33 protein-coding genes are annotated in these 22,656 nt (G+C 37.4%); 3 read left to right on the top strand and 30 right to left on the bottom strand.

Annotation, left to right across the window (positions count from 1 at the left end; all coding sequences use genetic code 11):
* Window positions 1–29: 29 nt before the first annotated feature.
* From E6X37_RS02485 to E6X37_RS02625, 29 genes are all read right to left on the bottom strand, one after another.
* Window positions 30–1,469, bottom strand: coding sequence for a phage portal protein (locus tag E6X37_RS02485; protein WP_316689465.1), 1,440 nt, complete (start codon window positions 1,467–1,469; stop codon window positions 30–32).
* Between the two features lie 11 nt (window positions 1,470–1,480).
* On the bottom strand, window positions 1,481–2,743 hold the full coding sequence (locus tag E6X37_RS02490) for a PBSX family phage terminase large subunit (protein WP_316689466.1): 1,263 nt from the start codon (window positions 2,741–2,743) through the stop codon (window positions 1,481–1,483).
* Window positions 2,727–3,440 (bottom strand): phage terminase small subunit, encoded by a 714-nt coding sequence (gene terS / locus E6X37_RS02495; RefSeq protein WP_316689467.1) that lies wholly within the window; start codon window positions 3,438–3,440, stop codon window positions 2,727–2,729. The genes E6X37_RS02490 and terS overlap by 17 nt, the downstream gene beginning before the upstream one ends.
* Window positions 3,441–3,653: 213 nt before the next feature.
* The gene (folE, locus tag E6X37_RS02500; protein WP_316689469.1) at window positions 3,654–4,217 is read right to left on the bottom strand and encodes a GTP cyclohydrolase I FolE; all 564 of its coding nucleotides are present in this window, start codon (window positions 4,215–4,217) and stop codon (window positions 3,654–3,656) included.
* A 2-nt stretch (window positions 4,218–4,219) separates the two neighbouring features.
* Window positions 4,220–4,855, bottom strand: a complete 636-nt coding sequence (locus E6X37_RS02505; protein WP_316689470.1) for a radical SAM protein — start codon at window positions 4,853–4,855, stop codon at window positions 4,220–4,222.
* Entirely contained in the window at window positions 4,842–5,180 is a 339-nt protein-coding gene (gene queD, locus E6X37_RS02510) for a 6-carboxytetrahydropterin synthase QueD (RefSeq protein WP_316689471.1), read from the bottom strand. The genes E6X37_RS02505 and queD overlap by 14 nt, the downstream gene beginning before the upstream one ends.
* Window positions 5,181–5,185: 5 nt before the next feature.
* Window positions 5,186–5,884 carry a 7-cyano-7-deazaguanine synthase QueC gene (gene queC / locus E6X37_RS02515; RefSeq protein WP_316689473.1) on the bottom strand — a complete coding sequence of 233 codons (699 nt, stop codon included), beginning with the start codon at window positions 5,882–5,884 and terminating at the stop codon, window positions 5,186–5,188.
* A 9-nt stretch (window positions 5,885–5,893) separates the two neighbouring features.
* Window positions 5,894–6,628, bottom strand: a complete 735-nt coding sequence (locus E6X37_RS02520; RefSeq protein WP_316689474.1) for a hypothetical protein — start codon at window positions 6,626–6,628, stop codon at window positions 5,894–5,896.
* The gene (locus E6X37_RS02525; RefSeq protein ID WP_316689476.1) at window positions 6,628–7,095 is read right to left on the bottom strand and encodes a ParB N-terminal domain-containing protein; all 468 of its coding nucleotides are present in this window, start codon (window positions 7,093–7,095) and stop codon (window positions 6,628–6,630) included. Before E6X37_RS02525 ends, E6X37_RS02520 begins: the two co-directional genes overlap by 1 nt.
* A 298-nt stretch (window positions 7,096–7,393) precedes the next feature.
* Window positions 7,394–7,861 carry a hypothetical protein gene (locus E6X37_RS02530; RefSeq protein ID WP_316689477.1) on the bottom strand — a complete coding sequence of 156 codons (468 nt, stop codon included), beginning with the start codon at window positions 7,859–7,861 and terminating at the stop codon, window positions 7,394–7,396.
* Between the two features lie 22 nt (window positions 7,862–7,883).
* Window positions 7,884–8,324: a dCTP deaminase/dUTPase family protein gene (locus E6X37_RS02535; RefSeq protein WP_316689478.1), complete on the bottom strand. Its 441-nt coding sequence runs from the start codon at window positions 8,322–8,324 to the stop codon at window positions 7,884–7,886.
* Window positions 8,324–8,704 (bottom strand): hypothetical protein, encoded by a 381-nt coding sequence (locus E6X37_RS02540; protein WP_316689479.1) that lies wholly within the window; start codon window positions 8,702–8,704, stop codon window positions 8,324–8,326. Before E6X37_RS02540 ends, E6X37_RS02535 begins: the two co-directional genes overlap by 1 nt.
* Window positions 8,697–8,828 carry a hypothetical protein gene (locus E6X37_RS02545; protein ID WP_316689481.1) on the bottom strand — a complete coding sequence of 44 codons (132 nt, stop codon included), beginning with the start codon at window positions 8,826–8,828 and terminating at the stop codon, window positions 8,697–8,699. The genes E6X37_RS02540 and E6X37_RS02545 overlap by 8 nt, the downstream gene beginning before the upstream one ends.
* Window positions 8,825–9,247: a RusA family crossover junction endodeoxyribonuclease gene (locus E6X37_RS02550; RefSeq protein ID WP_285364105.1), complete on the bottom strand. Its 423-nt coding sequence runs from the start codon at window positions 9,245–9,247 to the stop codon at window positions 8,825–8,827. The genes E6X37_RS02545 and E6X37_RS02550 overlap by 4 nt, the downstream gene beginning before the upstream one ends.
* A gap of 3 nt (window positions 9,248–9,250) precedes the next feature.
* Entirely contained in the window at window positions 9,251–9,448 is a 198-nt protein-coding gene (locus E6X37_RS02555; RefSeq protein WP_316689484.1) for a hypothetical protein, read from the bottom strand.
* Between the two features lie 137 nt (window positions 9,449–9,585).
* Window positions 9,586–10,266 carry an ATP-binding protein gene (locus E6X37_RS02560; protein WP_316689486.1) on the bottom strand — a complete coding sequence of 227 codons (681 nt, stop codon included), beginning with the start codon at window positions 10,264–10,266 and terminating at the stop codon, window positions 9,586–9,588.
* Complete coding sequence (locus E6X37_RS02565) at window positions 10,220–11,086, bottom strand: DUF4373 domain-containing protein (RefSeq protein ID WP_316689488.1); 867 nt, start codon at window positions 11,084–11,086, stop codon at window positions 10,220–10,222. Before E6X37_RS02565 ends, E6X37_RS02560 begins: the two co-directional genes overlap by 47 nt.
* An 8-nt stretch (window positions 11,087–11,094) precedes the next feature.
* Window positions 11,095–11,805, bottom strand: coding sequence for an MBL fold metallo-hydrolase (locus E6X37_RS02570; RefSeq protein WP_316689489.1), 711 nt, complete (start codon window positions 11,803–11,805; stop codon window positions 11,095–11,097).
* Entirely contained in the window at window positions 11,802–12,509 is a 708-nt protein-coding gene (locus E6X37_RS02575; protein ID WP_316689491.1) for a hypothetical protein, read from the bottom strand. The genes E6X37_RS02570 and E6X37_RS02575 overlap by 4 nt, the downstream gene beginning before the upstream one ends.
* A 1-nt stretch (window position 12,510) precedes the next feature.
* Window positions 12,511–14,418: an AAA family ATPase gene (locus tag E6X37_RS02580; protein WP_316689493.1), complete on the bottom strand. Its 1,908-nt coding sequence runs from the start codon at window positions 14,416–14,418 to the stop codon at window positions 12,511–12,513.
* Between the two features lie 12 nt (window positions 14,419–14,430).
* The gene (locus E6X37_RS02585) at window positions 14,431–16,071 is read right to left on the bottom strand and encodes a PcfJ domain-containing protein (protein ID WP_316689495.1); all 1,641 of its coding nucleotides are present in this window, start codon (window positions 16,069–16,071) and stop codon (window positions 14,431–14,433) included.
* A gap of 9 nt (window positions 16,072–16,080) precedes the next feature.
* Window positions 16,081–16,401 (bottom strand): hypothetical protein, encoded by a 321-nt coding sequence (locus E6X37_RS02590; protein WP_316689496.1) that lies wholly within the window; start codon window positions 16,399–16,401, stop codon window positions 16,081–16,083.
* Window positions 16,402–16,414: 13 nt separating this feature from the next.
* Complete coding sequence (locus E6X37_RS02595; RefSeq protein ID WP_316689497.1) at window positions 16,415–16,909, bottom strand: hypothetical protein; 495 nt, start codon at window positions 16,907–16,909, stop codon at window positions 16,415–16,417.
* Window positions 16,910–16,916: 7 nt separating this feature from the next.
* Window positions 16,917–17,057 carry a hypothetical protein gene (locus tag E6X37_RS02600; protein WP_316689498.1) on the bottom strand — a complete coding sequence of 47 codons (141 nt, stop codon included), beginning with the start codon at window positions 17,055–17,057 and terminating at the stop codon, window positions 16,917–16,919.
* A 101-nt stretch (window positions 17,058–17,158) separates the two neighbouring features.
* Window positions 17,159–18,577, bottom strand: coding sequence for a YadA-like family protein (locus E6X37_RS02605; protein ID WP_316689499.1), 1,419 nt, complete (start codon window positions 18,575–18,577; stop codon window positions 17,159–17,161).
* Between the two features lie 215 nt (window positions 18,578–18,792).
* The gene (locus E6X37_RS02610) at window positions 18,793–18,948 is read right to left on the bottom strand and encodes a hypothetical protein (RefSeq protein WP_316689501.1); all 156 of its coding nucleotides are present in this window, start codon (window positions 18,946–18,948) and stop codon (window positions 18,793–18,795) included.
* 15 nt (window positions 18,949–18,963) lie between these two features.
* Window positions 18,964–19,257 (bottom strand): helix-turn-helix domain-containing protein, encoded by a 294-nt coding sequence (locus tag E6X37_RS02615; RefSeq protein ID WP_316689502.1) that lies wholly within the window; start codon window positions 19,255–19,257, stop codon window positions 18,964–18,966.
* Complete coding sequence (locus tag E6X37_RS02620) at window positions 19,254–19,538, bottom strand: hypothetical protein (protein WP_316689504.1); 285 nt, start codon at window positions 19,536–19,538, stop codon at window positions 19,254–19,256. Before E6X37_RS02620 ends, E6X37_RS02615 begins: the two co-directional genes overlap by 4 nt.
* A gap of 27 nt (window positions 19,539–19,565) precedes the next feature.
* On the bottom strand, window positions 19,566–19,772 hold the full coding sequence (locus tag E6X37_RS02625; protein ID WP_316689506.1) for a helix-turn-helix transcriptional regulator: 207 nt from the start codon (window positions 19,770–19,772) through the stop codon (window positions 19,566–19,568).
* Between the two features lie 166 nt (window positions 19,773–19,938).
* Between E6X37_RS02625 and E6X37_RS02630 the strand changes: the two genes are divergently transcribed.
* The 3 genes from E6X37_RS02630 to E6X37_RS02640 are packed head-to-tail and all read left to right on the top strand — an operon-like array spanning window position 19,939 to window position 21,643.
* Window positions 19,939–20,301 carry a helix-turn-helix domain-containing protein gene (locus E6X37_RS02630; RefSeq protein ID WP_316689548.1) on the top strand — a complete coding sequence of 121 codons (363 nt, stop codon included), beginning with the start codon at window positions 19,939–19,941 and terminating at the stop codon, window positions 20,299–20,301.
* Between the two features lie 20 nt (window positions 20,302–20,321).
* On the top strand, window positions 20,322–20,588 hold the full coding sequence (locus E6X37_RS02635; protein WP_316689508.1) for an ImmA/IrrE family metallo-endopeptidase: 267 nt from the start codon (window positions 20,322–20,324) through the stop codon (window positions 20,586–20,588).
* A gap of 8 nt (window positions 20,589–20,596) precedes the next feature.
* Window positions 20,597–21,643: a tyrosine-type recombinase/integrase gene (locus tag E6X37_RS02640; protein WP_316689510.1), complete on the top strand. Its 1,047-nt coding sequence runs from the start codon at window positions 20,597–20,599 to the stop codon at window positions 21,641–21,643.
* Between the two features lie 97 nt (window positions 21,644–21,740).
* Here the strand turns inward: E6X37_RS02640 and thrB are convergent, their stop codons facing one another.
* Window positions 21,741–22,655, bottom strand: coding sequence for a homoserine kinase (gene thrB / locus E6X37_RS02645; RefSeq protein WP_316689511.1), 915 nt, complete (start codon window positions 22,653–22,655; stop codon window positions 21,741–21,743).
* Between the last annotated feature and the right edge of the window lies 1 nt (window position 22,656).

A 22,656-nucleotide genomic window follows, 5' to 3' on the forward strand; every position in this document is an offset into this window, starting at 1 on the left:
ACCTGCCACGAATGAAAATATAAATACGATTATTCGTCATCGCTGTGGTCGTCGTCATGGTCGTCTATAGAGCCATCGTCATGACCTTTGCTATGCCAATCATCGTACATATCAGTATTATTTTGTGCTTCCTCTGTTTCAATTTGCTTCATTTCCTCGTTCACATCTTCCACGAATGGATGATGTGCAAGGATAGTTCGCTTAGATACGACGCCCATCGATTTTGAACACATGTCCACCAAGTCGCCGTCATTCTTAACGCTTGTTCTTGTCCATGTTTGGGTTATAGTAACATCGTTCGAACCATGTGCGGAACAGATAGCACGAATTAATTCATTAAAGCCTAGTTGGAATTCAGTTTCCATCATACCGGCTTTAAGCTCCAATAAAGTATATAAAAACTTCATTGCTTCACCGCTAGTGCCATCTAAACCTTGTTGCTGAGGGTCTACCCCTTGTCCCATGTCAAAAATAGCTTTACGAGTAATATCAAGAAGTTCTTTACGTGCTTCAATCGGAATGTCAATGGTTAGAGTTGAAATACCGCTTCTATCATCAGGACCAGTAGAGTCCATTTGAATTGCTTTGTATTTTTTCATGCCGTCCAAGAACTCGGCTAGGTTTTGACCACCATAGTTAGTGAGTACATATATAACCTCCTGGACGTCCTCTAGGTCGTTTAAAAAACCGCTATAAGTTTTGTCGTACACATCGATTAATTCCTTAATACGTTTTAAATCAGTTGTATGACGTGCGTTGTTAGCGAACGCAATAAAAGGAACTTTTTCCATTTGATGTGGAATAGTATCAACGTTTAACGTTACACCGCTAGGGTCAATCATTGTAAATGCTGTATAAGGCGATAATGTTTCGTAATCATCACCAGTTCGCATAGAAAATGCTTGTACTTCTTTGTCATTCCAATATTCGTATACCGTGATATTTTCGCCTTCGTCGTTAATATCCGCATATACACGCAATACGCCTTCCAACTTCGTATTAATACGATTGTTATAGATTGGAATGATTTCATTAGCCGGTAATACCGCCCACTGAAAATCGTTGTTTTCATCTATCCAGTAATGAACCCAAGCGACACCACCATTCGTAGCTTTAACGCATAAGTCCTTACATTTCTTTTCGTATGCATCGCCTAATGTATCGAGGATAATTGTATTTAAATTATCGTTTTTAACATCATAAATAGGCGGTGCCGTAAACATATAAGCAGTTTTTTGGTCTACTAACAAAGGATAAAAGGAATACGCAATTCGGTTATCTGCCTGGTGCATAGGGTTAAAACTTTCTCCCTTTTGCCTTGCTTCCTCAACGTCCTTTGGTTTAGTCGGTAACAACTTAATGTCATTATTGACTTCATAATAGCGTTCCGCTGTTTGCATTTCGCTGATTACGTTTGCATGCCCCAAGGTATGCTTTTTAATTAACTTCTTAACTAATTCAAGCTCCAAACTTTCACCTCCTAAGTTAATAAGCGTACACCTTTTCGTCCGTCAAACTCTTCCATTGCATATCGCATGGCGTCCATTAAATGGTTAAAATCATCAATAGGCTTGTTTATAGGGTTGTCGAATTTATCTTTGTCCCATGTGTAGTTACTAATTTCAGTAATGAAGTTAACACACCGAGGATGAATAATGATTTTATAATCCTGGATAATCGAAATACCAGCACGAATTGAGTCAGGCCCTTTTTTGGCTGCCCTAATTCTCATAAGTCCACCTTTCCGCAAGTACGCAATCGATTTAGGTTCCGCACTATCCGCTTTAATTCGTTCTTTTGCATATCCCATTTCGGATACTTTTGACAAAATACCTTCATTGCTCATGCCCTTTTCGTACATTTCATCGAATACATATATTTCACGAGCAACTGTATCAACAAGTCCACAGAATAATGTACTAGGGTCATTGACATAACCAAAGTCCATACCAAAGGCAGAGCGTACATTTGGCCTATTAGATATTTCGTGTACATCAAAAACTCGTTCTTCCCAGTTTTCATACACTAGGCCTTCAACGATACCCCATTCACCAAGACCAGCAGTCCTATAGCGACGAGGGTTCTTTTTCATTTCCTCGAATAGTACCAAGTCCGCTTCGCTTAGGAACTCATTGCACATGTAATTCGTTGTCATGGACAATACGTTCGGACTAGGAGTATCAAAGAAGCGTTTTTTAAGCCAATGTCTATCAGACCAGGGGTTAAACGTTAACACGACTTGATGATACATTCCTTTTGGTAGTTGTCCACGAATACTTTCATCTAAGCGGTCGAACGCTTCCTCTGATGTTATTTCGTATGCTTCCTCTATCCACAACCTACACAGCGCCCCCACTTCAACGGTAATTGATGTTACTTTTAAAGGGTCATCTAAACCTCTGAATAATATCTTTTGTCCAGTTGGCTTATAGGTAATTTCTAAAGGTGATGTACTGCACTTAAAAAAGTTATCCACCTTTAATCGGTGTATAGCCCATTTCAGTTGTGCATAACAACTATCACGCAACGTGCGTTCAACTTTACGAACCACTAACCAATTAATATGAGGGTTTTCGATAATTTCGGTTATAACCTTTAATGATTGAGTTGACGACTTCTTACTCGCACGGCTTCCCTTAACAGCCTTATAACGGCCTTTAAACCGCCAAAACGCACCATAATGCTTCCCTACAATACTAGGTAGATGAACGACTACTTGATTATCCTTAATCTTCAATTTCATCACCGCCTACAATAATAGGAACGAGCGTTTTATTATCCTCGTTTTGTTGTTTAATAGTCTCAACTTCATTTTTAAGTTTAGCGATACGAGCCTTTTGTTCTTCCGTTGCCAATTCACTTTTGCATAGGTCGTCATATTGCTTGATTAATCTTGCCAGCGTGTCCATCGCCCTTGATTGTGCTTTAAGGAACTTCTCCATACGAATATCTGCTGTGATTGTATCAACATGCTTTTCAATTCGTTTAGTGTTCCCAAATTGGTCGCTTTCCTCAACTGTTTGAGTAACGCTTTCAATTTGTTTATCCGCATTTTCACTTTCGATGAACATTATTTTTTGTGCTCGTATAATTGCAGCGTATTTGATACAAATATTCCCCCATAGTATTTCTATAGGGGATATTGTTTCTATTTCTTCAATTACGCCAATCATATCGAGTGGCAAGTATTTTGCAAATAAGCCATGCTTTAAAGCGTTTTGACTTCCAACAGGTGGACCTCCACTATTACCCATGGCATTTTTATTGCCAAACGGAGCACCTATTTTCTTTTTCGGTTTAGGTTTAGTCTTAGCACGCTTCCAACCGTATCGCTTCCGCCAAGATTTAACTGTTTCGATTGATACACCGTATTTCTCAGCTATGTCTTTATAAGGTAAGAACTTTTTATAGTCCTTCTCGGCTGCTTCATAGTTTTTCACATACTCACCACCTCCCACCGAATATCTACTTTAGAACTTCATTGCTTTTATGTTTCAACTTGCCATGACTTCTAACACAAAGACCACCTTTCGGCTTGCGTGCGTGGCCGTATGTTATGTATGTTTGGCACAAGCCGTCATACTCAATGACGCCGGCTGTACACTTGCCATTTTTATTGTTTAAGCATTTATGTTTAATGCAGTTAACAACTGTCATTTCAAGCCGTTCATAAATTCACGAGTTAAATCATAATCGCTTGTGAATTTACCTTTTTTCGTTGTTGTAGTTGTACTGGAACCACGAGACTTAACACCACGAGCAGTAACGCAACTATGTTTCGATGTAATGTGTACAATTACATCATCACTGCCAGTCGCAATAGAAATAACTTCCGCAATGTCCTCGCCTATCTTTTCTTGTAGTTGTAATCGCTTACAGCACATTTCAGCTATACGAGGAATTTTAGATAAGCCAATTACACGACCATTAGGGATATATCCTACACTAATATTCATGTCATACATCAACGCTAAGTGATGTTCACACATAGAAAAGGCTTCAATATCCTTAACAATTACCATTTGAGTTGTATCCACTTCAAAGGACTTGCCAAACATTTTAGCGATTTCCTCGTTTGTGTAGTTCATACCCTCTAGCATTTCTAAATACATTTTGGCAGCACGTTTAGGTGTTTCAACAATGCCTTCACGTTCTAGATTTTCACCAAGCCCTGTTAATAGGAGCTTGATAGCATTTTCAATAGTTTCCTGGTTCATGCTTACACTCCTTTCATTTCAGGCGGCCATATGAATTTATGAATTTGTAGTTGTAATCTAACACCTTGTAGGTTATATGTTTTCATATAATCAACAATGTCTCTAGGTTCAATCTTGCCAAATACTGGTGATACATAAACCTGTGCTTTAAAGTCGTTATCATCAATTAATTGACGCATACGATTTAAGTCTTCCAAGCTACCAACTACAAACTTAATGACGTCGCACTCTTCTAAGTCCTGTAACGCTTCGCCGTTGTTCATGAACTCCTCTTGCTTAGAAGAAGGACATTTATAATCAACAGTGAACATAAGATTTTGATATTCACCATACAACGGAACAGGGTTTATACTGCCGTTTGTTTCGATGTTAACAAAATACCTATTCATAGCGTTTAGTAATTCCGTTAAATCTTGCAATAACGGTTCACCACCTGTGATAGTTACATTTACATTTCCATAACTATCGACTACTTGCATAATTTCTTCGACGGTCATTTGTTTTCCACCGTCAAAGCTGTATTCCGTATCGCAGTAGGAACAGCGCAAGTTACATTCTGCTAGTCGAATAAAAGTACATAGTTCGCCAGCTCGTGTTCCCTCGCCCTCGATACTGCTAAAAATTTCAATCACGTTCATAAATAGCAATATTCCCTTCGCTTTCTTGTACAGATACTTTATAACAGCATTTACCTAACTGGTCGCATATCCATTTAGCCATATTTTCTGCAGTTGGGTTTAACTCGCCTACTACATCATTAATATGGTTATGGTCTAATCGGTCGTGAATAGCACGTTTAATATGAGTGAAGTCCATAATCATTCCATTAGCGTTTACTTCTTCGCTTTTCATAAAGACTGTTACTATCCAATTATGGCCGTGTAGGTTACGGCATTTGCTTTCGTAATCGAGTTTAAGCTGATGTGAACCAGCAATCTCCATTCGTTTTATTACATAATACATTTCGTTTACTCCTTCATAGTTGGGTCATTAAGACCGTTAATTTTAAAAGCATTAATTCTGTCGATACAAGTACCACACTTACCACAAGGCTTTTCTCCGCCTTTATAACAACTCCATGTGAGTTCATAAGGAACACCAAGAGATAAGCCTTTTTCTACAATTTGTGCTTTATTAAAATTAACGAACGGACTTTTAATTTCAACTTTATTGTAGGTGCCAAGTTTAATCGCTTCTCCTATAGCTTTCACAAACTGCATAGAGCAATCTGCATAAGCGTTACCAGCTGCATCATCTGCATGGTTTCCTAGATAAATGTACACTTTATCGTTCTCTGCTACACTCATTCCAATAGTAGCAGCAATAGACAATAATAAGCCGTTTCTAAAAGGAACATACGTTTCTAAAATATCATCTTCCTTTTTGGCTTTTAATTGTTCGTCATAACTTCCCTCTTTAACTTCTTTTGTTGAACGTGTTAAAAGAGAGCAATTAGAATAAGCCAAGAACTGTTTAATATCGAACAATTTATGACTTACACCGTAATAATCAGCCACATTCTCTGCAGCTTTTAGTTCTTTATCATGTTTTTGTCCGTAAAAAAAAGACAAAGATAAAACATTATCTTTGCCAAATTGATTTACAGCTAACGCAAGAGCGGTTGTGCTGTCTACACCACCGCTCGATAAAACAATAGCTTTATTCATATATTCTCCTTACAGATATATTTCAGCGTACTTTTGAAATTGTAACCAGGCTTGTAAGTTAATTTTATCCACTTCGTGATAATCTTTAACTCGTTTACCATCAGGTCTTTTTTTAGATACTATCTTTTTACCATCAAAATGATGTACTTGTCCAAATCGACGTCCACTTTTAAAAGATGTGCTATCAACACTATAAAAGGGGAGTTTATCTAAATACTTCATGCTAGTGAAGCCCAAGCCGTGAACCTTAACGTTATGAAATTTAGCATAATCTAACAGTTGTTTAACTTTAGCGAACTCGTTTTCTTTAATTTCTTTTGTAACGAACCCACCTATAGCAATGTAGTCATATTCTTTACATAACTTCTTAAAGCACTCAATACCTCTTGACTTATGCCAAACAGGTATACACTTCTTACCAGTCTTAGCTTCTAACTTACCTCTCATTTCAAGTACTTTATCTAAACCGTGTACGCTGTCCGTATCTAACTCAAAGAAGTATTTAACATCGTATTTATTTATAAAAGCGATGTAGTTGTCTAAATACTCATCGATATTAACAGCCTTTTCTTTTTTAGCGTTCATAAATGTGAACGCTCCACTATCAAGCAAGAACATATTTACCTCTTGCATTAATTGAAGTTGAATTGGTTTTTTTAGATAAAAATAACTCTCTAAATAGTATTTAGGCTTACTGCCTTCGATAACAAAGTCTGCTTCGATATTAGCTAAAAATACTTTCATTATTCCACCGTAAATGCGTGTCCACAATCAGGACAAACTACAGTCTTAGGTTCTTTAGGCTTGCTTTCATGGTCCTCTAAGAACTCGCTAATATCAGGTTCTTCCATGGCTTCTATAAAGCCAAAATCTTCCATGTTATAGTCTAAAAAATCTAATTCAAGTTGTAGTTTATTCAAGTCCCAAGTAGCGATTTCACCTACTTTGTTGTCTGCTAATCGGAATGCTTTAATTTGTTCGTCTGTTAAGTCATCGGCAACAATACAAGGAACTTCTTGAAGGCCTAATTGCTTAGCGGCCAATAACCGAGTATGTCCACAAATAACAACGTTATCGCTATCAATTACAAGCGGAACTTTAAAGCCGAACTCTTTAATTGAATTAGCGACGTATTGAATAGCTTCATTGTTATTTCGAGGGTTATTTTCGTATGGTGTTAATTCGTTAACGTTAATATTAATAACTTCCATTCAGTACCTCCTTTTATTTTTTGCATACAAAAAGAGCACCCTAGTTTTAGGGTGCTCTTTTCATGAGAGAGTTAAGTGTTTTCGCTAAGAGAGGATAGCAATGTCTAAACAGTAGTGCAACTTCTACCTATCGACGAATACATCATATCATTGTCAATAGGGTGCACTCAATAGCATTTTAGGTGCACTTGATGGTAATTTGGGTGCACTTAGTGTAACATTAGGTGCATTTAGGTGCACCACACACGCTACGAGTACGCATAATATCTACATAGTTGAGGACAGTTAGTTGCACCCCTTATTTTTTTAAATTGTAATCATAAAACGCTTCCTCTGCTTTTCGAATGGTTCTTTTGATGTAGTTCGTTGAGTTATTTTGCATGCCTAATTGACGATACACAAGCGATATAGCGTACATATCTCTGCGATTAACATACTTTTCAATCAGTATGGCACGATATTTTGGTTCAGGTATGTTGTAAATACACCGCAATATATCACATTCTGCTTCCACAGCTTTTTCTTTTAGCGTTGTAATTTCATCTTTCAAGCGTGTTAATTCTTTGAACTGGTCCATAATTCCCATTGAACCACCGCCACCAGTTCGTTCGCTTAAACTGCTATGCGGTAACCCAGCTGGTCCCAGTCGCTTTTGAAGTAATTCTAATTGTGATACCAGGGCTTGTTCTTCTAAATGATAATCATCAATCTTAGCGATATATAGCCTTGCTTGATTTCGTTTCTCCGCTTTTGTTAATTCTTCCATACTTGCAGTCCCCTTTTATAAATTAAACCCCAGTGCTACCAAACCCACCATGTCGCTTGTCCGTTGTTGTATCTTTTGCGGTGATACGATATGGCATGAACAGTAATTGAACTAATCTTTCACTAGCTTTATATTCGAATGGTGCGTTGCCTAAATTTCGAATAGGTATCATGATATGACCCTCGTTATCCTCATTATTGTAATAATCGGCGTCGATAATACCTGTACCATTGGCAAGCATAATATTATTTTTAATACCTACGCTAGAACGCAAGTGCATTTGAATATGTTCGTCATAGTTAATACGAGCTTTAATGCCAGTTTTAATTAACTTTGTTTCACCTGGCATAACAAAACCGCTTTCATAAGGTTTCATATCATAGCCGGCAGCATATTCCGTTTTTCTTTCCGGTAATTCTGCATCTTCATAACCTGTTACACGTTCGAATTCATTGTTATTCATTATTCAATTCCTTTCAATTTCAACTGCTTCCACACCGTGCTCGTTGCACGATTAACTCGTAATGCAACGTCTGATAAAATCATACCTTCCTGGCGCATCTTAATAGCTTCGTCAACCCAGTCTGTCGGTTTTAATGTTTGGTTTCGTAATTTTTGTCCACATGAAGGACTGCATGTCTTTTTAATATTGCGAAGTCGATACGATACACGATATTTAATGCCACATACTGGACATTGTTTCACTACTACGTCCTCGGACTTTTTATCAACTGCGTCGAATTGATGTTCTTTAACACGAGCACGTTTCGTGATTTTAACTGTATCTTTTGCGTTGGCTTTCCATATAGGCAAGTGCGATAAAAAATACGGAATATTATTCATGTCGATTATCTCCCTCTAGCTTTTTAAGTTCATTATCAATATCTTTAGTGATGATACATAAGCACATAATCAATACACCTAGTGCAGTACCAATAAATAAACCTAACACAAATACCCCAATCATTTTTTACTATTCCTCCTGTTCCAAATCTCATGTAATACATGAGGTGGTTTAGCGTAATCTATTTGAATTTCCACTCTAGGGTTATGTTTATCAACACCGACTATTTCAGAGCCGTTGTAATCTGTTATCCACATATCGTCTAAAATAACCCCAGCGGTGGTTAATATATCCGATGTAGCTTGTAGTAGGCCGACCAAGTCCGGCCAACCTCTAAAATCCGGCATGTAATAGCGGCACTGTACGGATATAGGGCCTTTATAGTTCACTCGTTTTTTGAAGAATTGCAACTGTTTAATACAATCTTTTTCATAATCACAAAAGGCTTTTGATGGTAAGACTCGAGGATGTGAACCATGATATACAATTCGTGAACTATTCTTTTTAGTTGTTGGTCGACCATACACTACTAGCTTATTCATGTGTTACATAATTCCTCCTTTCGCCATGGTTTCACAGTACAATAACCGTAAAATATCACGTTCAACTGCTGGCAGTTCTTTCGTATAGTTAAAAAGTGCTGAAATTAGGAATGCACAAACAGTTTCTTTATCATGTTTAGTTTCGTCATATTCAATGAATGTACTTTTATGTTTTTCATCAATCAAAACTTTAATTTCCATTTTTAGTTACCTCATGTCATATATCTTGTATTTTATTTTGCGATTTAAGCTATGAATTTAACGCGATAAGGTCGGTCTACTAATTCTCACGAGTATTTTATCGTTACGAGAATTTTATGTTCACACAGCGTGAATTTTTAAATTTCGTTAATGTCGAGTGGTTGCCGTTGTGATTTACCTTTGAACGCAATTAGAAATGATGTTCCTTTTAAGCGGTCATATACTCGGCTGTCATAGGCTTTCTTAATTTGCTCCACCGATAAATTCGACGTGATAATCGTTGATTTACTACGCTCTACTCTGTCCGCAATAATCGAAGCGACCTTTTGTTGAACCCATTCGCTTGCATATTCTGCTCCGAAATCATCAAGCACTAATAGTGGTGAGTTTCGAATACGATTTTCAAACTTCAAGTAATGCTCACTAGGGCCTTTACTAAGCGTTAAGAGTGTATCGAATAGGCTTGTCATGGATATCAAATAGCCGTTATACCCTTGTTCGATTGCTTTTCGTAAAATGCTAATTGCTAGGCTAGTCTTACCAGTACCAACAGGGCCTATCATTATCAGTCCTCGTCCATTGGCGATATGTTCTCTAACATGCACGCCATATTTGAAAGCGTTGTTATAGGCTTGTCTATCTTCTACTGGTGCTCCTTGTGCTTTTAGCTTGTCAAAAGTCATATCCACATAACGGCCTTTGATGCCATACACGCTTAAATCAACCTTCTTTTCAACGACCACCGGTTCATTGTAAATCGGCTTGTACCACTCATAACCATTCGGTGTTACCTTGCGACCAGTCGATTTCACTGCCATCTGTTGCTTCAGTCGCTCCAGCTCCTGGTCTACGTTTATTTGTTCCATTGTCATTCACCTTCTTCTTCAAGTTACTAGCTGCCACGGTTTCAACGTACTTAATGCTACTGCCACCACTTTCGATTGTTGTATTGATAGCTACAATTACATGTTCCATTCCGTACAACTCAACCAAATCATCTAAACGTTCTTTTATTGTTGGTGATATTTGTCCTATTCCGTTTAAGTAAAGTTCGTAAATTTTTTTATTCATACAATCTCTCTTTTCCGTTTCTGTTAAATATACATTTTTAACACTATCGTTAGAGAGAGATTTTACTTTACTTTTCTTTACTTTACTTTTCTTTACTTTACTTTGTGTACTTTTGTATACATTAACCGAGTTATTGTCTACATTAATTGAGTTATTGTTAACATTAATTGAGTTATTGTATACATTAATTAAGTTAAACTGAGTTATTACAACAGAATTTTTTCGACGTTCTGTAATTTTTAAATAACGTTCTTGAATTCCTTTCGATGTAAGAATATTAAAATTATTGTATAAATTTACATCAAAAAAGCGAACTTCACATGCCTTATTTATCACTTCTAACACAAATTCAGGAGTAACATTTACATCTAATGCAATAAGGTCGATTTCGTCCTCGTGAATTTCAACGTAATACCCCTCGTCCTTGTAAATTGTTGAAAGTAGGTAGATTAGGACTGCGATTGCTTCTGCACCACATGACAATAGTAACTTACGAACCTTTAAATCATTTATGAAATTAACGTTTAAAGGGAAGTATTCAACCCCTTTTGCGGTCGGTCGTGCCATTGTAGTTATCACTCCTTTTCTACGATTACCAGTTTTCCAGTAGCTGCCTGTACAACTGATTTAAATTGCTCCTCGTTCGAGTTTTCGTTTGATAAGTGGATAAGGTGTATCGCTTTACACTCTGCTAAGTCCATTGATTGTAGGAACTTAACGACGTTTTCAAGTGCAAAATGCGATTTTACAAGCCTTTCCATTCGTTGCTTAGATAGTTCATCTTCATGAACTTTATTTTTCAAGATTTCATATGAGTGATTACACTCAACAAGTATTCGATGTACTCCTTTAAAGGTGTACCTACAATAAAATGTATCCGTTATGTACAATAGTTTTTCGTCGCCGTCAGTTATCAAAAAGCCTACGTTAGGCACATCATGTTCTAATTCAAAAGGAAGAACAGTAAAGCACCCAATCTTAAACGACTGCTTCGGTGTAATTTCAACCCAGGTCCGTTCGTCTAAAACGTGTAACGCTTGCGCCGTATCTTTTGTCATATATACTTTATGACCTAATTTCAACCAATCTATAACTGATTTAGAGTGGTCGCCATGTTGGTGAGTTACTAAAACACCAAATAAATGCAGAAAATTATACCTACAAGCTCTTTGAATACTTTTAAAGGGTAAACCTGCGTCGAGGATAATTTCATCGCCGTTTACGTTTGATTTTAAGCGGTAGCAGTTACCAGCGGAACTGCTACCAAAACATTCAACGCTAATCATTTGAACATCGCATCAGTATTTAATACTTCACCAGTTTCAGCATCAACAAACGTTGGTTCGTTATCAATATCAAGCGTTTCGGTGTTTGCGTTATGTTCAATCGTTGTTACAGCATCATCTAAGATTTCGCTTACGTTACCTTCAACATCGATAGTTTCATCGGCAGTAGGTAACCCCATTGAAATTTCAGGTGCTGTAGTTCTAATCAACCAAGCTGCAGCTCGATAGCGTAACATTTGGTCCGGCATTGTACGCCATTTAGAACCTTTCTTGTCATACCAGCCTTCCGCCTTAGCGATTGCGATTGTTACTTCAGGACCGGCGATAACTTCATCACTTCCCTTTTCGCGAGTGTAGGCAATAATACCTTGACTGTCTGTTCCTTTTGTACCAGTTTCTTTGTATTTAATCGCTTCGAATCTACCGCATTGATTAAACGTTGCAATTAAGAACTTAGAGGACCAACTAGGGTTCCCATACACGACGTATAAGTTCTGCATCACCATTAATGGACTAGCGTTAATACGAACCGCCATTTCAAGTGCGATACAAGCATTACCAAAGTTTTGAGGGCCTCTAAAGTTATCAGGTACTAAGCTAGATTCATTGAACATTTTTGCTTGACGTTGTAATAATTCAAAACTAGCTACGGAATTAAAGTTAGCTGCCACTTCATTTTTTCTTGTTGTAATTTCATTCGCCATGTTATACCTCCATATCTACACGCAATTCGTTGCATGTTTCGTCTACGATTAATTTAACGGTTTGACTATTGCAGTTAACGAACTTAGTAACCGCTTCGGCGTTATCAATAAACACCGGTGCGTTTACCTTATAAAACTTAGTTAAAGCGTTAATAATATCAATACCAGCGTTAATTCGTGCTGCGTTATTAAGGCTTCTATATGGAACACCATCAACCATAGTTTCACAGCAATCTTCAACGCTACCATTTACAAGAACATTCGCCATTTTAAACGTTGTAATTGTAAAGTGCTTATTAATAGTATCTTCGAGCATTTCAACTTTAGCTTTCACAAATTCATCTAATAGGAACGCCGTCTCATCAACTAAATTCTTTTCGTTAATCAAGCGTTGTTGTTCTTGTTCTAGTTCGTTAATGCGTTTAGTAATATCACGAATAACATCATATTTAGTGAGTTCCGTTTGTAACGTGCTTCGCTTATCAGCTAGTTCAGATAATTCACTATCAATTCGCTTTAATTGGTCGTCGCTTGTATTATCTTCGTCAAGTTCAAGCATGAATAACTCTGCTTTAAGGTCGTTAACTTGTACATCGTTATCTAAATCAACTTCACCGACTTCATTCATTGCTTTTTGTTTCGCATCTTTAGTATTAGATAGTTCTTCGATTTGACTACTCATGCCATCGGCTTTCACTTGCATGATTTCCTTTTGTTCGATGTAGTTTTGTCTTAATGCCTTAGCACTATCAATCAACTTTTGCCATTCTTCAAGGTTTGTAGCTTTTTGAATATTAAACATAGCTTCGAGCTCTGCTCGCTTTTCGGCTGGATATGGTTGTCCACAAGTCGGACAATTTTCATCGTCAAATTCTTGCTTATTGAACGTATCAAACTCTGCTTGTAATTTATCGATACGAGCTTCTTCCTGTTTGATTTGACTATCTAATTCATATTCACGGTCTTTGTAGCGGTCGCGTTCGCTCTCTGCCATTTGTAATTGAACAAGCGATAATTTATATTCATGTTCTAACCGTCGCTCGTTGTCAGTATGTTCGTTCATTAACTGACTTTTTCTATCCGCCAATTTACGTTTTACTTCACGAATTTTAGCGGTGCGCTCTGCGCCGTCCAAGCCGTTAACGATAACCGTTTTATCTTCCTCTAATTGTTTAATAGCAGTTTCAATAGTCGCTATATCGTCTTTTAACTTTTGCTCGGCTTCCATTGGAGTTGGTTTACACTTAACCGCTTCATCAATTCGAACTGGTATCATATCCAGTTCTTTATTGATAGCAGTTTTTTTACTTGCGATAATCTTGCGTTGCTCGTCTATAGAACGGCCATTCAATAGTTCGGTTAAACGTTTTAATTCGTCCTTGCTATTGATTACGCTTGCATCGTCCACATTACCGCACATTTCAAGTAATAATTTACGGCGATTTTGCCATGTGTACTGCTCGTTAAAGAATAAAGGGTTCGTAATGAGTTTAAAAACATCTTCATTAATCATGTTATTAATAAAGGCTTTATACTCTTTTTCTTTAGAGGGTACATCGTTAATGAAATAATCAGTCGTATGACCGGTTAATTTCACTTCACCACCCCTAGGGTTACTGTACTTCTCGCGATATATACGCTTTAAGGTAAACCCTGTTCCGTCCTCGTTATCAAAGGCAGCTTGTACCATATGATTAACGTTATGAACTGGTTCGCCGTTTTTTAGTGTTTTAATTTGAAAGTCTGCTCTGTCTAAGCTGTCTTTACCAAACAATAACCAGCAAAGGGCATCGAAAACAGTCGTTTTACCTGTAGCGTTATCGCCACGAATTATAGTGTTATTAGTAAACCTAAAATCACCAAATTCAATGCCCTTAAAGTTTTGTAAATTTAATTGTACGAGTTTCATATTTTATCCTCTCTATGATACTTGTGCTTCAATATCAATCGTTCTAGGTTCAATTTGTAATTGGTTCGCCCAGGCTAAAACTGTATCGTTAATGTTTTTATTCCTATTTACACTTTGATTTCCGAAGAGCTTCGCTTGCACAAGCTCCTTAAAATCATCATCAACTCGATTTAATTCTAAGCATGCAACTGGTTTCATAGTATCGTCTGTTACAACTACGATTGCCGTTGTACCTCGCATAACCTGGTCTTTATATGAACCAACACAGTTTCTAAGCTGTTTACCAATCGTCATTAAATCGGCAGCAGTTTTCGGTACCATAAAATGAAGTCCGTTAACGTCTGCGTTTAGCGTTGGAATTGTTGGCAGATTTACATCGCCATATTCCTGTTTATTGAATATGTTAATAACCACGTTGTGAAAGCTCTTTAAGCGGAATTTTGTATTATGCAACACTTCACGATAGTTAGGCTGTAGTTTTTGATATATATTAACGATGTCGCTTATATTACGTTGTTCTTCACTCAATAACCATTTAAGAACGTTCTTTTCACCAAAACGAGCTATGATATTAAGCCACATATTACGAATTTCTTGCGTTGTAACCTTCATGCAGTCTAATAAGTTGCGAGGCCGTTTTACAATGTGTTCATAGTGCGGAATACTGTATTCGACTTTACGCTTTAATGTAACGATTTTCCGTCGACAGTTTTCATCTTTAAACAGATTTAAAACATTCGCCATTTTAATCATCATAGGGTCTTCAATCATTGCTTTCCGTAATGAACGACTATTAGGTGCATGACTTGTAATTCGTAACGCTTCCAGGAAGTTCACTCCTGTTCTTGTTAAGTTAAGTACATCATCATCAAACGGAATAGCGATATTAGGTTGAATACCATATGAGTATTCCCAATTATTGTTACTTTTAATTAAGTCTGTAATTGTTGGCATGTCCGGTGCTTGCATTTTCAAGGCCATATTAACAAGCATAGTTTTAAAATAACCGCCATATTCACTCACAGAAGGTGGTATATACACTCCTTTAATATCAAAGCCGTACACTTCTTTTAAACGTCGTTCAAACGTTAATCTAAGCGATTTAAAGATTGTATTTAATTGCTTTTTATATACAGCGTGAACAGCGTATGACTTGTTAAAGTACTTTAATACAGGTAAAACATCATTTGTTCTGATGTACTCAACTGTTAAATCATGCTTTTTATGATTGCGGTCAATAAATACGGCCATTTTACGCTTAAAGTCAAAGCGAAGAGTTTCAGTACATATCCCTCGGTCTATTCGTCTTCCGTCGAACGTTAACTGAATACCTTTATAGCGAATTTTCAAATCAAGAAAATGTTTATAGTTCCATATGTCGATATTTAAGTTTAAAGGGAACACATTATCTTCATTTGTTGAATAGTAAATCTTATCCTTTTCAGGGTTTGAGTAAACACCACAATTAGGACAAACAAAATGCTTCGCACCAGTTACATAACCACTATGAAAACTATATTTTCGGTCCCATTGTCCGCCGAATGTAAAATTACAATCGCAATGGTGAATGGTGGTATATAGAGCGTCATATTGACGCTCCATAATAATGCTGTCGAACATTTTATTTACGTTGAAGTTGCCTAAAAATTTCATTGCTACCTCCTAGTCAAACATGCTTAACAAGTTTTCTTCCTCGTCCTCTTTAGGCTGTTCAACCACTTGAACCGGCTCGGTAGTTTTCTTTTTACTTTCCTTTTTAGGTTTAGGCGCTTCCTCGGTTTTATCTTCGGCCTTAGCATGCTTTTCAACTAACTTAATCGCTTTAATAATGCTTTTTGAGGTGGATATGTTAGTTTCGATAAAATCTAATGCCCTTTGATATTCGATTGTGTTCGCTGGGTCTAGTTCAATCGCTTTTTGTAACACCTCGATTTGAGGTGTTACTGTATCGATAACGTGCTTAAAACTGTTAGTATTTGCCATGTTTAAACTCTCCTTATTTATTCATTAAAGCGTTTAACTCTTTGATGATTTCAGGTGTTAAGTTTTCGCTCGAAGGGTTCCCCTCTACACCGTGATTTCTAAAGATTGTGAGTGCTGCTTTAATACCATCTTGTCCTACAGCTTTCAACCACTCTTTGAACTCAGCCCAGTAGGCTTGATGGTCGATTTCCGCTTCCGGTTCCTCAACAGACAATTCAGTAGGCTCTACATCAACCACGTTACCGTCAAAGTCTGTTACTGGGACTTTAGGTTCTTCGATTTCGATTGAAATGTTTTCGACGATTTCTTTATCGACCTTAGCACCAGGAACTGGCTTTTCTTCCTTTGGTTCATATTTTGCTGGTTTAGTTTCTTTTTTAGGTTCCTCTACTACTGGTTCAACCTTAACCGGTTCAACTGCTACAGGGCCATTCATAAGTTCGTTATACTCGCTAATTTTTTTAGCAAGGTCTTTGGGATTTTTGAATTCGATTGTAAATTGGTTCATGATGTCATTACTCCTCTTCTAAATAGGCTTTAATAGCCTTCATTGTGTCGATAATTTTATATAGATATGGTCTAACTTCGACCATTGGTGATACTTGCGTTTGTTCTGTTAGATAATCGATACGATACGTTAAGTACCATAAAGTCATGTTTCCCCATGGAGTAGGGAGCATATCGTAATTTTTATGACGTTCCTTTATGAGTTTGAGGTCAATTTTCTCGCCCTCAAACATTAAAATGTCAGTATTCATTATTCACCTTTCAAAGTTGCAACTTCTTTGGTTAATGCTTCAACAAGTTTTTCAAGTTGGCTAATACGAGCGTTTTCACCTTTTGCTTCCGCTACATAGTCAGAGCCTTTTCCAACTTTAAAAGCGACGTTTGCAGTGAATTGCTTTTCAGCACCTAAACTCATGCCCAAGCCGAACATAGTTCTTTCATTAGGTCGGTAGAAAGCACCTAATGCAACCGCGTTGCTACTTCTATAATGACCGTAGCTTACAGCATAGGACGCTTTATCGTTTTTATTAAAATCAAGAGGGTGAAGTCCAGCGAGTGCAGCAGAACTAGCACCTAGATTATTAAGTCGTTTATCTGTTTGGTTAATGCGATTATTAAGTTCGTTTTTAACTGCTGTTGCGGAAGCACCTACTTTATCTTTCAAGTCTGCAATATCTTTCGTATTAACATTGACTTGTTTTTGTGTATTAGCTACATCGCTTTTAATTTCTTTTGTAGATTTTTCAACCGCAGTAATTCGACCTTCATGATTAGTAGCGTAATTATTTAATACTTTAATGTCCGCTGTATTTGTATTAACTTGTTTACCTAAATCGGTAATAGCCTTTGTATTGTTAGAAATGTTTGTTGCGTTGTCTTGTACAATGTCGCCAAGCATTTGAACGCCAACGGCTAGGTCTTTTAAATTGTTTTGAGTTTTAACAATAGCTGTTTTGTTGTTGTTAATCGCCTTTGCGTTCGTCTCGATTTCATCAATCGCAGCGAACAACTGGGAGCCGTTGACAGCGTCGAGGCTATCTGCTTCAATACGGCCGGCACTCACGTTTTGAAGCTGTCTATTGTAGTGTTTAACACCACCAGCACCAGCACGTTCACGAGAACCAAAGGATACAACGCTTGTTGGTTGCTCTCCGGCAAAGATATGGCGAGTACCATTAATAGTGATGCCGTCAACACCAACGGCACTATCTGTAACGCTGTTAGTACCAAGAGCAACGCTGTTTGGGTTATCTGCTACAGCGTTATTTCCTAATGCTACTGCGTCGATTGCGGTTGCGAATGTATGAGTACCCACAACAAACGCACCTTGACCGCTTGCAGTATTATTAGAACCAATCACAGTAATTTCTTTGTCTGTTCCTGTAATTGTGTTATTGTATCCGATTACAGTTGCTTCACCATTTGCGATTGTGTTATTACCACCACCGATAACAGTTGTATTATCGCCGGTAACAACGTTATCGCGACCCAAGATAATTCCGTTTGTTCCAGTTGCCTTACTGTTAACACCGCCGACCATGGAATTATAACCAGTTGCAATAGGAGCAACTGCTGTTGGCTCTACTGGGCCTTGAACTACTGTATCTGCCATTACGTTAACTGCTAATGCACTGATTGCTAAACCTGTTACTACAACTTTTTTATTCATGATTAAATCTCCTTGTGATATACTATAAATAGTTAATTATTTGACTAGGGTTGTGCTTGTTCCAGCAAGTGCAGCCCTTTTTCTTTCTTTTGCTCGCATTCGTAAATATGTCGTATGACAATTCTTACAAACACAAACGACCTTGCCGATTGCGGTATTGAATATACTGTAGGTTTCGTGATTGGTTAATTTATATCCGCAATGGTAACAACGTTTCACCATTTAACAACGACCTCCCCAGTCATCCACCAAGACAAAATACTCACTACGACGAATACGAACACAGAACCGACCACAAACCCTTCGACCATATCGGCGAATTGCGGTAGTGCGTTTTCACGTCGTAACGCTCTTCGTTCTTTGTATGTCATTCTGCTCACCTCCTTTCAAATTTGGTTTACGATTAACAGCATTTCGCTAGTCGCTTTTCTAATTTGTTGCTTTAACTCGTCATTCTCTTTGGCGAGTTTTTTATTTTCAATTTCTAGTTGCTTATATCGGTATGGTGAATATTCACTATCAACTCCTATGAAAGCGTTTACATCAGTTGCTCTAAATAGCACTTTGCCAATATTTTTAATCGACGGTAATTTACCGCTATTTCTTAATTCGTATACCGTTTGAGGTGTTACTCGTAACATTTCTGCAACTTCGTTTACGGTGTATACTATCGGTTTCATTCATATGTCCTTTCGTATAACCCTAAACGTAATTTAATAGTGTATAAGCGATGTAAATATTCCTGGTTGCGTTCCCTTATTTGTTGACAATCATCGTTACTATAAAAAGGGCTTAGATTATTTCTGTCTTGCGTTCCTGCAACGACTTTTTCGAACTTTTTAATACCGTTGAGAAATTCTTGTTCAGTTTGTGCCCAGTGAGTAACAATGATAAATCCTGTTCGTCTGTAAAAATTAAGAACTTCACCAAGTGGTTTAAATTCCCAATGTCGATATAACATGCTATCCCCTCCACGTTTTGTGAACTTTTAAAGTAAAAAAATGTCTTGCATATTTAGGTTTGTATCTACTTCATTAAATTTAGTAAATATCATTCCGATTTCTTGTTGATTAAAGTTCCGCTTACCATTCTCCTTTAGACTATATGCGCCCTTAGTAATGCCTAACATATCGGCTAATTCTTGTTGACTAAACCCTAGCGCATGTCTTAGTTTAATCAACTTATCTTGCTTCATTGTATCCCTCCTTTGTTTACAATATGTTAACTACCCTATGACTGTATTATAGTATACATTTTGTAAACTCCCAAGTAAACTTTTTATAAAATTAACAAAATGTGATTTTACATTTTGTTTACAATTACATATAATCAAAATAAAGGAGGTATACAAAATGAAAACTATGGGAACACGGCTAAAAGAACTTCGAATGAACGCTGGGTATACTGGCGAGGAAGTCGGACGCATGCTGCAGGTTTCAAAGTCTGCTATATCCATGTGGGAGAAGGACTTGCGTTCCCCTAGTGCCGATTTAATCGAACGCTTTGCGGATATATACGGAGTTTCAACCGACTATATCATCACTGGTCGTGAAAGCAACGCACCGAAAGGATATTACCACGACCAGGAGGCTGCCGAGTATGCAGAGTATTTGCGAACGAGGCCACATGCTAAAATACTATTCTCCGCATCAAAAGACATGACAAAGGAAGATATGGAAGAAGCAGTTCGATACATCGAGTACTTAAAATCTAAGCACAAATAAACACAAGGGAGAGTGTTCAAGTGATTATTAATGTTATTCACTGCGACCTACCGAAAGGCAAGGCCGCAGCAAGTACGACCAAAGAAGATGATGTATATATAATAACTGTTCATAATGCATTAACTGGTGATGAGTTACGCAAAGAGTTGAAGCACGAGTTGTCGCATATCGTTAACGGCGACTTTCACCTACAAGGCACAGCAACGAACATTGAAAAGGCTGTACGCTGTAATTCGCTAACCGATGAAGACCTATCTCATATTGACTTTTATCACCATTATTTATAGAGGTTAGCATGCAGTACTCATTCACCATTCGAAAGAAAGACAAAGGCTATCAAGTCATTGTTAATTACAAGCTAGGTAATAAGTGGAAGCAGAAATCAAAACAAGGTTTCACTACGCAAAGGGAAGCAAAGTTACACGGCCAACAGATAGTCGAGGAACTAAAAAACGTCGTACCACCTAAGCACGACGAGGACATAACATTTATTCAACTATATAACATGTACATTGACGAAAAACAGGAGTTATCGCCTAACACTAAACGTACCTATGACAATGTAATAAACGCTTATTGTAAATCATTATGGAACGTATCGATTAAAGATATTACACATTCAACGCTTGTTCAGTTACTAAACGGAATGAATGTATCTGTAGCAACTAAAAATTTATGCCTAGTACTATTAAAAGCTATGTTCAAACATGCTGTATCGCCATATGGTTTTTTAAGTAAAAGCCCTTGTGTCGATTTAAAGCGGTTTAGAAGCAAGGATAAAACATCGGTTAATGTAATTAGTCATGACGATTTTAAAACGCTCTTACAAGCGATAAAACAAACTCACCCACGCTTTTATTTATTGTGCATGGTCGCTCGTTATACTGGCGCACGCTACGGTGAAATAATTGCGTTAACGTGGAATGACATTGACCTCGCAAGCAATACCATATCCATTTCTAAACAATGGACATTCCTCGGTAACAAGCAATACGGCTTCGGTGTACCTAAAAGCAAGAACAGTATTCGAACTATTCCAATACCAAACATATTAGCCGATGAGTTGCTATGGAATGTCGGTCCAGGTGATACACGCCTATTCCCTTTTAGGACTAATCGTACAAGCCAATTAAACGCACTCATTCAAAAGCATATACCTAATACATCAATACATGTATTCCGTCATACCTACGCAACAACGCTCCTGGCGAATGGAGTTGATATTCAAACAGTCGCAAGCCTGTTAGGTGATAATGTTAATACTGTAATGAATACCTATATCCACTACTGCGATGAAATGCGACGAAAAGCATCTAAACACATTACTAATATATTTGGCTAATCGTTTTTTTTGACGATTGTATGACGAAAAGAGCCTAAACCCTTTTACTCATTGGGTTTAGGCTCTTATTTTTATAACACTATAATTATACCATAAACTATATAATTAACGCTCCAGTTGTATCAGCTTCTAAGCAATATATTTTATTTTCAATCTCATTTGCTGTGAATACAGCCCCCATAGCCTTTGCTACCTCTTGTACATGAGCTTTATCAACATATGCAATTAGAGTAGAACCCGATCCACTGATAGTTGCACCGTAAGCTCCAGCAACTTTTGCGGCTTCAAAAACTTCATCACAATGAGGAATCAATGTCTTACGATAAGGTACATGCAAGTTGTCATCTAAGGCAACAGATAAATTACTTAATTGATGCGTAATTAAGCTTGTTACAAATAATGAAGCATGACTTACATTTTGTACAGCTTCTTTGAATGGAATATGATTTGGTAGCACAGAACGAGCATACTCAGTAGATACCATGACTTCTGGTACTACAACAGCAAAATGTAGCTCCGGAGGAATAGAAATGACCGTGTTTAGTACCTTATTTTTTAAACCTGTAGCACAACATAAATTTCCGTAAATAGCTGGCGCTACATTATCTGGATGACCTTCCATACGATTTGCTATAACCAGTAACTCTTCTTTTGAAAGTGGATGCTTTACTAATGCGTTCGCCAGTAAAAGTCCCCCTACTATAGCCGTACTACTACTACCTAGTCCACGAGAGGGAGGAATCAAGGTTTCAGAAGTTATATGACCATATCGAATTGGTTCTTGAGCAGTAGCAAAAACTTGATCCATAGCGAAACCAATTAGATTCTTTTTAGGATCTTCAGCGCGTAAAATATCTGCACAAAAACCTTCAAAAGTATATGTATATTCTGTAGCATTTTCATCTGGTGTAAAGCTGAATATATTATAAAGATTTAGTGCTAATCCTAAGCAATCAAAACCTGGGCCACAGTTTGCACTAGTGGCAGGTACTTGTACACGAACAGTATTCATA

The sequence above is a fragment of the Veillonella parvula genome (assembly GCF_032550495.1).
Lineage (GTDB): Bacteria > Bacillota > Negativicutes > Veillonellales > Veillonellaceae > Veillonella > Veillonella parvula_G.